The following is a 14030-nucleotide window of genomic DNA, read 5'->3' as shown; positions in this document are numbered from 1 at the left end:
CCGATGCCCGAACTCTGGCATAGATTTGCAGAGCAATGCAAGAGCATACGAAGACCGGATGGTGGCGGGAGCTCGCCCGGCCGCCGGTCGCCGAGCGATGATCCGGCCGACTCGGTTGGTTGGGGCGGGAGTTGAGGCGGATCAGGAGGCCGGGGCGGGTGCCCGGGTGCGTAGCCAGGCGGTACGGGAGGCGAGCGCGCCCAGCCCGAGGGCGACCAGGTGGCCGGCGTCGGCCAGCTGCTGGTCCAGCGCCCAGACGATGGCCAGGGCCAGGGCGAGTGCCGGCAGGCCGTAGCGGCGCAGCGCGAGTGGGCCGAGCGCGAGGAGGTAGGCACCGGTGGCCACCAGGCCGTAGCTGATGCCCACGTCCCGGGCTCGGGAGAGCGCGCCCGGGATGCGGAGCGTCAGCATCACCCACATGGCGCCCTCGGTGAGCAGGGTGGCGCCCAGGTGACCGAAGACGAAGACCGCACCCGCCCGGGCCGGACCCCAGCGCCACTCGGCCAGGCCCAGGACGACGGCGACCGCCGCGATGCCTGCCCAGGACGGAACCCCGTCGACCACGAGGCCGCTGGTGAACATGGTCCACCACTTGCCCAATTCCATGTGGTGGACGTTGCTGCTGTTGTGCCGTACGAACCGGGCCCGCTCGGCGTGGCTCTGGCTCGCCAGCCAGGCGGCGGTCACGGTCAGCAGCAGGACGTACGCCGTGGTGAGCCGTAGCCGGACGGCGGCTCTCAGTGCGGGGCGGCGGGACGCAACGGGGCCGGTCGGTGTCCTCGTGGCGAGGCGATCGCTCATCTGCCTGGTGCCCTTGTTCGGCGGTTCCCGGAACCGGCTCGCCCGGTGCGTGGCCGGGAGGGTCGCGGCCGGGGCGGTCCGAGCGTCAGCGTACGCGAGCGGCGGGACGGCCTCGGGCCCGGAGGCGGGGTGGAGACGGGGTGGAGGCGGCGCGTGTGGAGGGCCGGGGCGGCGGGTGCGCGTGGTGGCGTGGGTGGCGGTGGGGCCGGGCGGGGGTGAGGGTGAGGGGAAGGAGTGTCGAGGAGGCGTCGATGGCCGACAGCACCGCCAAGGACTCCGAGGTGCACCGGCGGCCCCCGTGGACGCGTGGCGCCCACGGGGTGTGGGCGTACGTCCGGCGCGCGCCGGGCACCTACATCTGGCTGGCGATCCTGCTCGTCACCACCCAGGTGATCCGGCACGTCGACCCGGCGACCGCCGACCGCATCCTGGAACGGCGTTCGACCAACCTGCATCACCTCCAGGTCTCGCCGGTGCGCGTCCTGGTGACCAGTGCCCTGTGGATCGCGGGCGGCGGCTGGCCGTTCTACTTCCTGCTGTACAACCTCTTCCATGTGCCCGCAGAGCGCTGGCTCGGGACGCTGCGCTGGATCTCGGTGGCGGGGCTCGCGCACGTCGGCGCCACCTACCTCAGCGAGGGTGTGCTCGGCTGGGCGATCCACCGTGGGCTGGCCCCGCCGAGGGCGGTCTACACCCTGGACTACGGCGTCAGCTACGCGCTGGCCGGAGTGGTCGCGGTACTCACCTATCTGATCGTGCGGCCCTGGCGGTACCTCTACGCGGCGGGAGTGCTGTTGGTCTACGGGCTGGGTGTGCTGCAGAGCCGGGACTACACCAGTGTCGGCCACTTGAGTGCGGCGCTGATCGGATTCGCCTGCTACCCGCTGACCCGGGACCGCCCGGGCTCCTTCGATCCGGTCGCCGCGGCCCGCACGGTCTGGCGGCGGGCACGCGGGCGGTGACCGACGGCGGTGACCGACGGCGGTGCCGTGTCGTGGGTCGGACGGGTCGGCGGGCGGATTCCGAAGATCGCCCGCCGACCGGGCCGGGCGGCGGTACGACTACCGGCCGACCCGCTGGGACACGCAGAGGATGTTGCCCTCGCTGTCCTTGAACCACGCCGCGCGCATGCCCTCGCCTTCGGCGACGCCGTTGACGGTCTGCAGACCGGGGAAGTCGTACTCCTCGAAGGTGATGCCGCGATCGCGCAGGCTCGCCATCTCGCCGTCGAGGTCGGAGACCTTGAAGCTGGCGAGGGTGTGGGCGGCCTGCCCGCCGCTGGGGGTGCGGTAGACGGTGAACTGGGTGCCGCCGGTGTCGCAGATGAACTCCTCCTCACCCTCCTCGGTGAGCTTGAGGCCGAGGATGTCGGTGTAGAAGGCCTTGGCGCGGGCGAGATCGGTGGCGGGGATGACTGCTTGCAGCGGAGCGTCTCCAAGCATGGTGTTTCGCCTCCTCCCTGTCACCAGGCTAGGGACGTACGGGCGGTACCGCCCGGTGAGGGCGGAGCCGCTTCGGGCTGTGTGCAGGAGGTCGCCGGGTGTCATGCCGGGGCGAGCCTCCAGAGCGAGGTGACCTCGGCGCCGCGGGCGGCGCGCAGGAGGGGGTCGGCCCGGTCGTCGGCGGTGGCCCGAGGGTGGCGGGGGGCGGTGTCGAGGCGTCCGGTGACGCGTAGTCCGGCTCCGGAGACGGTGCCGAGCAGGTCGGCGCGGGACCGCAGGCCGAGGCGCTCTGCGAGGTCGGACAGGACGAGCCAGCCCTCGCCGCCGGGGAGCAGGCGGTCGGCCAGGCCGTCGAGGAAACCGCGGAGCATGCGGCTGTCCCGGTCGTAGACGCCCTCGTCGAGGGTGGAGCTCGGCCGGCCGGGCAGCCAGGGGGGATTGCACACGACCAGGGCGGCACGGCCCCGGCCGGGAGGGTAGAGGCCGGTGCCGGCGGTCTCGACTCGGTCGGCGAGACCGAGGCGGCGGGCGTTGTCGCGGGCACAGGCGAGGGCGCGTGGATTGGCGTCGGTGACCAGGACCTCGCGCAGGCCGCGTCGGGCGAGGAGCGCGGCGAGCACACCCGTTCCCGTGCCGAGGTCGTACGCGGTGGGGTGGACCCGGGCGGCCGGTGGCAGCGGCGCCCGGGCGACGAGGTCGACGTACTCGCCGCGGACGGGGGAGAAGACCCCGTAGTGCGGGTGGATACGAGCGCCGAGGGCCGGAACCTCGACGCCCCTGGTGCGCCACTGGTGTGCGCCGATCACACCGAGGAGTTCGCGGAGGGACACGATTCTGTTGTCAAGGAGCGGTCCGTAGGCCGCCAGGCAGGCCTCGCGGACGTCGGGCGCCCGGTCGAGCCGGATGCGGTGATCCGCGTCGAGCGGCACCAGTAGTGTGCCGAGGACGCGCGCGAGGCGGGCGCGCTCCTGTCGGTGCTGCCGGAAGGCCTCGGCCGGGGAGCCGGGGGCGGATCGGGGTCGGCGCCGCTCGGCGCGGCGGCGCATGGCGTGCAGGAGACGGGGTGCGCCGGGGTAGTCGCCCTGCCAGAGCAGGGCGGTGCCCTCGCAGGCCAGCCGGTAGGCGGCCTCGGCGCCCAGGGTGCCATCGGCGGCGATCAGGCGGCGCGGCGGGGGCGTGCCGTTCTCGCTGTGCCAGGGTGCGGGCAGGACGGAGAGGGTGGACAGGGGGACGATGCTGGGCCGGCGGGTGTCGGACACCGGGGCTCCTCGTGGTCGAACGTGCAAGGGGGCACGAAGAGCACTTCGACGAGGAGGTGAGCAGCAGGCGCGTCGGGCCGGGGCATCGCCAGGAGGCGGGTGCGGGCGTCAGGCCGGGTGCGGCTCACGCGTCGAAGCGCGAGCCGGGGTGTCACCGAGCACGAGGCCCGGCACGACGGCGAGCCGTATGCCACTGATCATCTGCGGGCCTCCTTTCCGAACCTGCTGGAGCTGCACGGTCGTTCGTACGCTTTCACACAGAGTGGCCGGCCCGCAACCGATTTATCACCGATCCTGCGGCCAGCCGTGCGGCACGCGCTCCAGCACTCCCGCACCGAACAGCTCGTACAGCGGGAGGGTCTCCAGGTGGACGTAGCCGATGTGGCAATCGCAGACCGGCAACGGGCAGGCCCGAGAGCGTAGTTGGGCGCGGTAGCTGCCGTCGTAGAGGTTGCCGAGGACGTCCCGGACGAAGTGGCAGCGGCGGACGGTGCCGTCGCCGTCCACCGACAGCACGGACTCGCCGGTGCGGCATGGCAGCCCAGCGCTGGGATGGGCGTGCCGGCTGTAGCCGAAGTGCGGGTCGAGGGCCGTCCACCGGGCGGCCTCGGCGTCGGTGTAGCCGAGGCCCTCGGCGGCGTTGACCCACAGGTAGACGTCCTCGGCGAGCTCGGCGCGCAGCCGGCGGGCCTCGTCGAGGTGCTCGGGCCGACCGACGACGCCCACGCTGTAGCGCACACCGAGCGCGTCCAGCTCGCGGCACTTGGCGAGGAAGCGGTCGCGAGTGACCTGTCCGGGGTGGAAGGTGACCCAGAGGGCGAGGGTGTCGAGGTCCGCCTCGGCGAGCCAGCCCGTGCGGCAGCTGAGGTTGGTCTGGATCGCGACGCGGCGCACGTGCGGCAGACGGCTCAGCTCGACCAGTGCCCGGCGGTACCAGGACCGCACCAGCCCCTCGCCCCAGGGGGTGAACAGCAGCGACAGGGTGTCGCCGGTGCCCGCGCGCCCGGCGGCCCAGCCGGTGAAGCGCTCCAACGCGGCCCGGTCGGACCGCAGTTGCCCGGGGCTGTCGCGCCGCTTCGCGAACGGGCAGTACGGGCAGTCGTAGTCGCAGGAGGAGAGCGGACCGCGGTAGAGCAGGGTGAGGTCCCGCGCGCCGTCCTCCGGCGGCGGGGAGGCGGAGGGCATGCCGAGGAAGGTCATTTCGCCTCGTACGCCGCCATCAGGGCCCGGACCCCGGGCGAGAACAGCATCGGCCCGACGGCGTCCGAGTGCGCCAGCCCCTCCGGGCTGAGCCGCAGGACCGCCGCATCGCCCTCGGCGAGCCAGCCGCGCTCGGCGAACTCCGCCAGTTCCGCAGGGAAGTCCTCGGCCGGTGAACCGCCGAACCGGGCGCGGTAGTCCGCCAGCGGCATGCCCTCGGCCTGGAGCAGCGACTGCACCAGATGGCGCCGGCGCGGCTCCGTACCGTCCATCCAGTGGCCCACTTCGGCACGGTGGAAGTCCTCGGTGGCGACGTAGTCGTCGATGATGCCGCGCACCTGGGTGGCGTTCACCGCGTAGTCGAAGGAGTAGTGCAGCCGCGAGGTGTAGGAGCGGGCGCCGCAGCCCAGGCCGACCATGCCGTCGGTCTGGCAGGCGTACTCGCTCGCCCCGGCCTGCGGGGAGGCGGAGCGGCGGAACATCCGCATCGACACCTGCTGGTAGCCGTGGGCGAGCAGGTGATCGCGACCGGCCCGGTAGAGGGCGAGCCGCCGGGCGTCCCAGGCCGACCGGCTCTCCTGCTCCCCGCGCCGGGCCAGGCCGGTCAGCGGACGGACGTACAGCGGGTAGAGGTACAGCTCCTCGGGCTGCCACGCGAGCGCGGTGTCCAGCGAGCGGAGCCAGCTCGCCTCGGTCTGGCCGTCGATGCCGTAGATGAGGTCGATGTTGAGCACCGGGAAACCGGCCGCGCGGATCCGGCCGAGGGCGGCCTCCACTTCGGCCCGTTTCTGCGGGCGGACGGCGGAGCGCGCCTCGGCGTCGTCGAAGGACTGCACGCCCAGGCTCAGTCGGGTGGTGCCCCGGGCGGCCAGCACCTCCAGCCGGTCGGCGGTCGCGGTGGCGGGCGAGGCCTCCACCGAGAGTGGTATCGCCCGCAGATCGGCACCCATCCGCCGCTCGGCGATGTCGCACAGCCGCTCCAGCTCACCGGCCGTCAGATAGGTGGGGGTGCCGCCACCGAACGCGGCCAGCGCGAACCGGGCCCCGTCGTCCAGGGCCGCGCGGACGGCCATGGCCTGCCGCTCCAGGGCGTCCAGGTAGGCCGTGGTCAGGCCCTCCGGGCTGCCGATCCGGGTGAACAGGTTGCAGAAGCCGCAGCGGACCTCGCAGAACGGGATGTGCAGGTAGAGCGAGAGCGCCTGCTGCGCTTCGCCGGCCCACAGCTCGCGCAGCGGCGGACGCCCGGGCAGCGGGCGGTAGGCCGTCTTGTGCGGGTACGCGTAGACGTAGGAATGGTACGGCGAGTCCGGGCGCAGGGGTGCGGTGGTCATGCGTGCTCCTCGGAGGTCGCGGTGGCGCCCGCCGCCGATCGGACGGGGAGGGTGAAGTGGGCGTACGGGACCGTCCAGACCACCTCGTGGCCGATCCGGTGCCCGGTGTAGCCGTCCTCGCCGTAGGCGGTGCCGTGGTCGGAACAGACGATCGCGAAGCAGGGGCGGCGGGCGCTCATCGCGGCGAACAGCCGGCCGATGTGCGCGTCCACGTACTCCAGGGCGGCGGCGTGGCTGGCCCGCGAGTCCCCGTGCTCGCGGGTGGCGCCGGGCAGGTGGAACCAGTTCGGCTGGTGCAGCGCCGAGACGTTCAGGAAGAGGAACAGCGGCTGTTCGGCGGGCTGTTCGGCGGCGACCCGCTCGGCCCGGGCGACCTGCTCCTCGAAGGACGTCGGCGAGGCCACGCCCGACTCGGGTGCCCAGTGGCTCTCCTGGAAGAGGCCGGGGAGCACCGAGCCCAGCGGGCCCTGCTTGTTGAAGAACCCGACGCCGCCGATGCACACCGTGCGGTACCCGGCCGCGGCCAGGGCCGTCGGCAGGTCGGGGGCGTCGAAGACCCAGGTGCGCGGGGCGGTGCTCTCGGAGCCGGCGAAGCGTGCCGCGAACAGGCGCGGGTGCGGGCCGCCGGGGTTGGCCGGGGTAGGCAGGAAGCCGGCCAGGATCGCCTGGTGGGAGGCGTAAGTGAAGCTGCCGGGCGCGTGTCGGCGTTCCCAGCGGCCGCCGGGGAGGACAGCGGCGAGGTTAGGGATGCGGCCGGCGGCGGCCAGTTCCTCGGCGACGTCGAAGCGGAGCGTGTCGAGGGTGACGAGCAGCAGGTCGTGACTGCCCACGACGGTGTTCATGTCGGGAGCGGGAGCGGGAGCGGGAGCCGGGGCAGGGGCGGTGGTCAGGTGGTTCATCGAGCGGGTTCCGTGATCTGGTGGTCCGTCGTCGCGGGCGACGTCGGGGAGGGGACGGTGAGCGCGGCCAGCTGGGCGCCGTAGGTGTCGAGGCCCTCGGCCGGGCCGCCGGGCAGGCCGGTGAGGTTGGGGAGCAGGTCGCCGAAGGCGTTCACCTCGCCGACCAGGGCGCGCCGCCACCCGGCCGTGGGCAGCACGTCGACGCCGACCATCGGCGAGCCGGGGAAGCAGGCGGCCGCGCGCTCGGCCGTCTCCAGCAGGGCCGGCCAGCCCGGGCCGGCGGCCTCCCGGACCTGCTCGATGCTGCCCCGGGCGCCGCCGAGGTGAAGGTTGGTCATCGGCTGGGTGCTGGTGCGCACCACGGCGTGGGTGGCCCGGCCGGCGACCACCACGACCCGCAGGTCCGCCGAGCGCCCCGCCTGCGAGGCCTTCGGGATCCACTGCTCGACGTGCAGCCCGTCCGGTGCCAGGCCGTCGACGATCGCGGCGACCTCCCGCTCGGTGCGGTAGCGGCGCACCCGCAGCGAGTTGTGCAGGCCGCCGTCGGCGAGTTCCACCGAGGTGGTGGCCTGCAGCTGCCCGCGCGGCCCGAACTCCAGGGCCACCACCCCGGAGGCGGAGGAGCCGTGCGCCGGCTTGACGAAGACCCGGCGCAGACCGGCCTCGGCGAGCCGCTCGCGCAGGTGTTCCCAGCCGGTGACCTCGCCGCCGAGCGCCCTGGGCACCGGCACCCCGGCCGCGGTGAGCAGCGCGTGCGCCCGGCGCTTGTCGAACATCACGGCGATCTCCGCCGGATCGCCGAGCAGCCGTACGCCGGGCCGGGCGGCCAGCCCGCGCAGCGCGGCCACGACCCCCGCGTACCAGACGGCCGTGCCCTCGACCCTGGTCGGCGCGTAACCGGGGCCGAGCGCCGGGCCGCGCAGCAGTCGGTCGACCTCGGGCTCCTCGCCGGGCGACTCGATGCGCAGCAGACCGCCCTCGGGCAGCCGGTACCGGCCGCGCAGCACGTCCAGCCAGGGCAGGATGGCGGGCTCGGGCAGTCCGGCGGCCCGGGCGGCGGCCGCGAACAGCGTCACCCGTCGGTGCCCCGGGTTGCCGAGGACGGTCAGTCGCACAGTCATCGCCTCCGCGCCGGCTACTCGGCGACCGAGACGTAGCGGTCGTCCTCGTCGTCCATCTCGTCCGCCTCGGCGTCACTGAGGTCGATCTCGACCCCGGGGAGGGCCTCGCGCAGACGTCCCTGCATCGCGTCGCTCAGGTAGTGGTGGTGCAGGTCGAGGGAGCGCAGGTGGGTGAGCGGCTGGCCCTCCAGCAGGGCGGTGGCGCCCTCGTCGGAGAGCACACCCATGGAGAGGTCGAGCGACTCCAGCCGGGCGACCACCGGGGCGTGGGTGACGGCGGCGGCGATCTCGTCCTGGATCTCGCTGTTGGCCAGCCCGAGGTGGCGCAGCCTCGGCAGCCGGGAACCGTCCAGGAACGGCGCCAGGTCGTCGATCCCCGTGTCACCGCCGTACTCGTCCACGCCGAGCCAGAGGCTCAGCCGCTCCAGCGCGGGCAGTTCGGAGCCGGCCACCGCGCGCACCACGGTGGCCGGGAGGCCGCCGGACTCGAAGCGCAGGCTGGTCAGCCGGTCGTGCCGCACCGGCTCCAGGGCGAGGTCCGTGCCGCCGCGCACGGCCAGCGACCTCAGCCCGGGGAAGGCGTTCAGCAAGGGGGTGACGTCGTCCATCTCCAGCCAGGAGATCTCGCACTCGTCGAAGGTCACCTCGCCCAGGAACAGCGCCTCCAGGGCGGGCAGGCGCCGGGCCTCGGCGGTGATGGCCTCGATCGCGGGGCGAACGGAGGTGTAGCCGTCCTGCCACCAGGCGCCGATCACCACGGCGCGGACGCCGGCCGGGTCGACCTTCTCCAGGAAGGACCGCCAGAGCTGGACGAAGTCCCGCTTGGAGCCGTACTCGAGGGACAGCCGCCAGGCTACGCCGCCCGCGGCGGGCAGCGGCCGGGCGTCGTCGGGCGTGAACTCGTGGATCGGAAGCTCGTGGAAGCGTTCGATGTGGCGGGAGACGGCCATGGCGGATCCTGGTGGGTCGAGTGGTCGGACGGATGGGCGGACGGACGGATGGGCGGTAGGGCGGGTGCGGGCGGTGACGGTTACTCGGCCACGGCCACGTAGCGCCACCGGTCGTCGGGCTTTCCGGGCTCGGAGAGGTCGACCTCGACCCCGGTCAGGGCCTGGCGCAGACGCTCCTGCACCTCCTCGGTGAGGTAGTGGTGGTGGAGGTCGAGCGAGCGCAGGTGGGTCAGTGGCTGGCCCTCCAGCAGGGCGGTGGCGCCCTGATCGGTCAGCACGCCCATGGAGAGGCTGAGCGACTCCAGCCGGGCGACGACGGGCGCGTGCGCCACCGCGGCCGCGATGTCGTCCTGAAACTCGCTGTTCTGGAGGCCGAGGTGGCGCAGCGCGGGGAAGCGGGTGCCGTCCAGGAACGGCGCGAGGTCGGCCATCGTCGCGTCACCGCCGTAGTTGTCCACGCCCAGCCAGAGCTCCAGCCGCTCCAGGGCGGGGAGGTCGCAGCCGGCCACCGAACGCACGACCGAGCCCGGCAGACCGCCGGCCTCGAAGCGCAGCGCCTTGAGCGCCTCGTGCCGCAGCGGCTCCAGGGCCAGGCCGCCCTTGCCGTCCCAGTCCTGCGAGGCGCCGCGGACCACCAGCTCGGCCAGCTGCGGGAAGGCCTTCACCAGCGGCGTGATGTCGCACTGCTGGATCCAGGAGATCTCGCACTCCTCGTAGGTGATGTCGCCGACGAACAGCGCGCGCAGGGCGGGAAGTCGGTCGGCCGCTGCGAGGATCGCCTCCATCGGCTCCTGGAAGCTCTCCGGCTCCTCCGGCGCCCACTGGCCGATCACCAGGGCGGTGACCCGCGCGGTGTCGACGGTGCCGAGGAACCGCTCCCAGCGCTCGACGAACGTCGCCTCGGACTCGTAGTCGAGCCGGATCCGCCACGCGGCCGCGTCCGCCGCCGGCAGCTGGGCGGCCCCGGATCCGTCCTTCTCCTCGGCTTCCTCCAGGGCCGCCACGAAGTCGAAGACGGGGAGACCGTGGAACCGCTCGATGTGGTCGTTGACAGTCATGCGCTGCTCCTCTGGGGTCGGGGCCGAACAACTGTCTACCAGCCGGGACTGACAATCCGGCGCCCGGGTCGCCGCCCGGGCGCGTTGTCAGACCCTTGCTCTATGTTCGGGTCCTGGCTCCGGAGAGTGACCGCGGTGGACGCGGCGGAGCCGTGGATTCCGGCGTCCGTCGGGGTCCGGCCGTACGGCGAGGGAGGACTGATGTACCGCCAGGGCGATGTGCTGATCGTGCCGGTCGAGGAGAGCGCGGTGCCGCCGCGGGTGGCCGAGCTGGCCGTGCAGCCCCGGGACGCCCGGGGCCGGATGGTGCTGGCGCTCGGAGAGGTCACCGGGCATGCGCACGCCGTGGTCGGCCCCGGCGAGCTGCGCCGCGAGTCCGGGCCGTTCGGTGCGGGCTGGCTGCACCTGCCCGAGGGCGGCCGGGTGGTGCACGAGGAGCACGCGGCGATACCGCTGCCCAAGAGCTGGTACCGGGTGGTCCGTCAACGCGAGTACGTGCCCGGCGCGGTGCGGATGGTCGCGGACTGACGACCGCTCCGCCCACCGGACGGGGGCGCGGGTGAGGACGAGGGCACGGCATGGCACGGCACGGCACGATGCGGTCGGGGCCGCAGCACGGAACGGGAACGGACGGCCGGGTGGGGAGCCCGACCGGGAACGGAGCAGGGATGGAGACGGTGATCCACGACGAGGTCCACGGTGACCGGGCCCAGGCGCAGGCGCGGACGCTGCCCGGGCCGGCCGAGGCGACGGCCCGTTGGCGGGCGGCCGCGGCGGCCACCGGGCCTGGCGACAGGGCGGCGGCCGAGCACGCCGTCCGGGCCGCCTACCGGGCGGCCGGACTGCCCGAGCCCGCGGCCGTCCGCTGGTTCGACTCGCCGCTCGCCGCGACCGAGGCGGCCCTGGAGCTGCGGGCCGCCGGTGCGGAGAGCGTGCGGGAGGCCGTGCGCACCCGGCCCTGGGAACGGGCCCGGCGAGGGGCCGTCGAGCAACTCGGCACCGCCGGCTGGGCGGGCCACTGGGCGCTCACCGGTGGCGAGCTCGGGCCGGTCACCACCCCGCTCGCCGACCGGCTGCGCAACGCCGTGCTCGACCGGCTCGCCCCCGAGGCCGACCGGGAGTCCGATGTCGCGGTGGCCGAGGAGGCACGGGACCGCCGCACCGCCGTCCGGCTCGCGCTGCTGGACGCCGTGCGCGGCCAGCACGACGCGCCGTGGTTCGCCGCCTTCGAGTCCGCCGCGAGCGCCGAAGCCGTCGCACCGCTCGCCGAACTGGCCCGGGAGGCCGGCTGGTGGTGGCCGTACCGGGACGTGGCCCTGCTCAGCGAGCGGCCGACCGCCCTGCACCGCGACGAGGCCGGGCGGCTCGACCGTGCGGACGGGCCCGCCCTGGAGTACGCCGACGGCTTCGCCCTGCACGCCTGGCGCGGCATGCCCGTCCCGCCCGAGTTCCTGGCCGGCCTGGTCGAGGTGACCGTCGAGCGGATCCGCACCGAGGAGAACGCCGAGCTGCGCCGGGTCCTGCTGGAGCACTACGGCTACGAGCGTTACCTGGCCGACTCCGGCGCCGAGCCCATCCACCGGGACGAGACCGGGGTGCTCTGGCGGATCGTCCTGCCCGACGACGAGCCGGTGGTGATGGTCGAGGTGGTCAACTCCACCCCCGAGCCCGACGGCACCCACCGCACGTACTGGCTGCGCGTCCCTCCGAGCACCCGTACCGCGCGCGCCGGGGTCGCCTGGACCTTCGGCATACCCGAGAGCGCCTACCGCCCGCAGCGCGAGACCTGAGCCCAGGTGTCTCCAGGCATCCGGAGCAGGCCCCTGAGCTGCGCGTGTTGACCCTTACCCCACGTCAGGCCGCACGGTGGGGGCGCAGCGAACGAACGGATGATCGGAGGGACGCATGAGCTGGTCGGTGGGCCAGGTCTCCGGCTTCGCCGGGGTCACGATCCGGACCCTGCACTACTACGACCGGTCCGGGCTGCTCTCGCCCAGTGAGCGCAGCCCGGCCGGGTACCGGCTCTACAACGGTGCGGACCTCGCCAGGCTCCAGCAGGTCCTCTTCTACCGGGAGCTCGGATTCCCGCTCGACGAGATCGCGGACATCCTGGCGGATCCGCAGGCCAACGCGCTCGACCACCTGCTGGCGCGGCGACAGGCCCTCACCGGGCAGATCGCCCGGCTGCAGAAGCTGGTCGACGTCGCGGAGCGGGCCATCGAGGTCCAGCGCACCGGGGTCGAGCTGACCCCGGAGGAGCGCTTCGAGGTCTTCGGGGACGTGGTCTTCGACCTCAGCTACGCGGCTGAGGCCCACCTCAAGTGGGGCGAGCGGGACAGCCACCAGGAGGCCCTGGCCCGCGCCGCCACCCACTCGAAGGAGGACTGGCGGCAGCTGATGGCGGAGGCCGCCGAGTGGCGCGGCCGGCTGCTGGAGGCCTTCGACGCGGGGCTGCCGGTCGACGACCCGGCGGTGCTGGACCTCGCGGAGCAGCACCGGCAGCACATCACCCGGTGGTTCACGCCCTGCCCGCCGGAGATGCACTGCCGGATCGCCGACGACTACGAGGCGGACGCCCGCGCCTTCGCCCTGGTCGTCCCGCCGGCCGAGCAGCGCCCGGGCCTGGCCGGCTACCTGCGTGCGGCCATCGGCGTCAACGCCGGGCAACGCGACCGGAACGACCTCGACGGGGCGGACCGATGAGGATCCTCGTCATGGCCGCCGGATCGCACGGCGACGTCGCCCCCTACACCGGGCTCGGGGCGCACCTGCGCGGTGCCGGGCACGAGGTCGCGCTCGCGGCGCCCGAGGCCTTCCGCGAGCTGGTGGCCGGCAGCGGCCTCGACTTCCGGCCGCTCCCGGTCGATCCACGCGGGGCGGGCACCGGTTCGACGGGCGGGCGCTCCGACCTGCTCGCGCGGGCCGCGGCGTTCATCGGACAACTGGGCGACGGGCTCGCGGACGCCGCCGCACCCGGAGCCGATCTGCTCCTGCTGAGCACCACCACCGCGCCGCTGGGCTGGCACCTCGCGGAGGCGATGAACGTTCCCAGCCTCGGGGTCTACCTGCAACCCACGCTGCCGACACGGGAGTTCCCTCCGGTCGTCGGGGGTGGTCGCTCGTTGGGGAGCTGGGGCAACCGGGCGGCGGGGGCGCTCGGCCAGCGGGTCGTCGACCGTCTGCACGCCGGGGCCGCACGCGGGATGAGGTCGCGGCTCGGCCTCCCGGCGCTTTCCCAGACCGCGCGTCGAAGGGCCGGGGAGCGGGCGCACTGGCCGGTGCTGCACGGCTTCAGCCCGACCGTCGTACCGCGGCCGGCCGACTGGCGGCAGGGTCTGCGGGTGGTCGGCAACTGGTGGCCGTACGTGCCGGACGACTACCGCCTCCCGGTCGAGGTCGAGGACTTCCTGCGGAAGGGGCCGCCGCCGGTGTTCATCGGCTTCGGCAGCATGGCCGCGGGGCAGGGCGAGCGGCTGAGCACCCTCGCGGTGGAGGCCCTGCGCCGGGCGGGCGTCCGGGGCGTGGTGCAGGCAGGTTGGGCCGGCATCGCGGGGGAGGGCGAGGACGTGCTGACCGTCGGGGAACTCCCGCACGCCCGACTGTTCCCGCACATGGCGGCCGTCGTGCACCACGCCGGCGCGGGTACGGCGGCTGCGGCACTGCGCGCGGGCGTGCCGAGCGTCCCGGTCCCGGTGACGGCGGACCAGCCGTTCTGGGCCGGCCGGCTCACCCGGCTCGGTGCCGCCACCACTCCGGTGCGGTTCGCCGACCTGACCGCCGACCGGCTGGCGCAGGCCATCCGTCAGGCCGTCGAGGAGCAGCGGCTGAGGGAAGGGGCACAGGAGGCGGCCCGTGCGATGGCGAAGGAGGACGGAGCGGCCCGGGTCGCGGAGGCGGTGGCGGCCTTGGACGGTTAGAACATGTTTTCGAGATCCAGGGGAGTGTGTGTGTCCGGGCTGGGAATCGAAC

14 protein-coding genes are annotated in these 14030 nt (G+C 74.0%); 5 read left to right on the top strand and 9 right to left on the bottom strand.

The features are described from left to right. Positions 1 to 141 precede the first annotated feature (141 nt). Positions 142 to 801 (bottom strand): rhomboid-like protein, encoded by a 660-nt coding sequence (locus tag ABZ449_RS06825; protein ID WP_360341342.1) that lies wholly within the window; start codon positions 799 to 801, stop codon positions 142 to 144. Between the two features lie 251 nt (positions 802 to 1052). Between ABZ449_RS06825 and ABZ449_RS06820 the strand changes: the two genes are divergently transcribed. Further along, complete coding sequence (locus tag ABZ449_RS06820; protein WP_360341339.1) at positions 1053 to 1763, top strand: rhomboid-like protein; 711 nt, start codon at positions 1053 to 1055, stop codon at positions 1761 to 1763. A 99-nt stretch (positions 1764 to 1862) separates the two neighbouring features. Here the strand turns inward: ABZ449_RS06820 and ABZ449_RS06815 are convergent, their stop codons facing one another. From ABZ449_RS06815 to ABZ449_RS06780, 8 genes are all read right to left on the bottom strand, one after another. Then, positions 1863 to 2243 (bottom strand): VOC family protein, encoded by a 381-nt coding sequence (locus ABZ449_RS06815; protein WP_360341336.1) that lies wholly within the window; start codon positions 2241 to 2243, stop codon positions 1863 to 1865. 101 nt (positions 2244 to 2344) lie between these two features. Continuing rightward, entirely contained in the window at positions 2345 to 3502 is a 1158-nt protein-coding gene (locus ABZ449_RS06810; protein ID WP_360341333.1) for a class I SAM-dependent methyltransferase, read from the bottom strand. 285 nt (positions 3503 to 3787) lie between these two features. Further along, positions 3788 to 4687 (bottom strand): STM4011 family radical SAM protein, encoded by a 900-nt coding sequence (locus tag ABZ449_RS06805; protein ID WP_360341330.1) that lies wholly within the window; start codon positions 4685 to 4687, stop codon positions 3788 to 3790. A gap of 11 nt (positions 4688 to 4698) precedes the next feature. Beyond that, positions 4699 to 6033 carry an STM4012 family radical SAM protein gene (locus tag ABZ449_RS06800; RefSeq protein WP_360341327.1) on the bottom strand — a complete coding sequence of 445 codons (1335 nt, stop codon included), beginning with the start codon at positions 6031 to 6033 and terminating at the stop codon, positions 4699 to 4701. Beyond that, entirely contained in the window at positions 6030 to 6875 is an 846-nt protein-coding gene (locus tag ABZ449_RS06795) for an STM4013/SEN3800 family hydrolase (protein ID WP_360341630.1), read from the bottom strand. The genes ABZ449_RS06800 and ABZ449_RS06795 overlap by 4 nt, the downstream gene beginning before the upstream one ends. Positions 6876 to 6928: 53 nt before the next feature. Further along, on the bottom strand, positions 6929 to 8053 hold the full coding sequence (locus tag ABZ449_RS06790; protein WP_360341324.1) for an STM4014 family protein: 1125 nt from the start codon (positions 8051 to 8053) through the stop codon (positions 6929 to 6931). A 14-nt stretch (positions 8054 to 8067) separates the two neighbouring features. Further along, positions 8068 to 9003: an STM4015 family protein gene (locus ABZ449_RS06785; protein WP_360341321.1), complete on the bottom strand. Its 936-nt coding sequence runs from the start codon at positions 9001 to 9003 to the stop codon at positions 8068 to 8070. Positions 9004 to 9083: 80 nt separating this feature from the next. Then, the gene (locus ABZ449_RS06780; protein WP_360341318.1) at positions 9084 to 10061 is read right to left on the bottom strand and encodes an STM4015 family protein; all 978 of its coding nucleotides are present in this window, start codon (positions 10059 to 10061) and stop codon (positions 9084 to 9086) included. A 201-nt stretch (positions 10062 to 10262) separates the two neighbouring features. Between ABZ449_RS06780 and ABZ449_RS06775 the strand changes: the two genes are divergently transcribed. The 4 genes from ABZ449_RS06775 (at position 10263) to ABZ449_RS06760 (ending at position 13978) form a co-directional block, all read left to right on the top strand. Then, a complete protein-coding gene (locus ABZ449_RS06775) occupies positions 10263 to 10589 on the top strand; it encodes a hypothetical protein (RefSeq protein ID WP_360341315.1) in 327 nt (108 codons plus the stop codon). Positions 10590 to 10729: 140 nt separating this feature from the next. After that, positions 10730 to 11851: a DUF6745 domain-containing protein gene (locus ABZ449_RS06770; RefSeq protein WP_360341312.1), complete on the top strand. Its 1122-nt coding sequence runs from the start codon at positions 10730 to 10732 to the stop codon at positions 11849 to 11851. Between the two features lie 115 nt (positions 11852 to 11966). Beyond that, a complete protein-coding gene (locus ABZ449_RS06765; protein WP_360341309.1) occupies positions 11967 to 12764 on the top strand; it encodes a MerR family transcriptional regulator in 798 nt (265 codons plus the stop codon). Then, positions 12761 to 13978, top strand: coding sequence for a glycosyltransferase (locus ABZ449_RS06760; RefSeq protein WP_360341306.1), 1218 nt, complete (start codon positions 12761 to 12763; stop codon positions 13976 to 13978). Before ABZ449_RS06765 ends, ABZ449_RS06760 begins: the two co-directional genes overlap by 4 nt. The last annotated feature ends 52 nt before the right edge of the window (positions 13979 to 14030 follow it).

The organism is Kitasatospora sp. NPDC005856 (assembly GCF_040629945.1).
Taxonomy (GTDB): Bacteria; Actinomycetota; Actinomycetes; order Streptomycetales; family Streptomycetaceae; genus Kitasatospora.
This window is presented reverse-complemented; position numbering and strand designations above follow the sequence as displayed.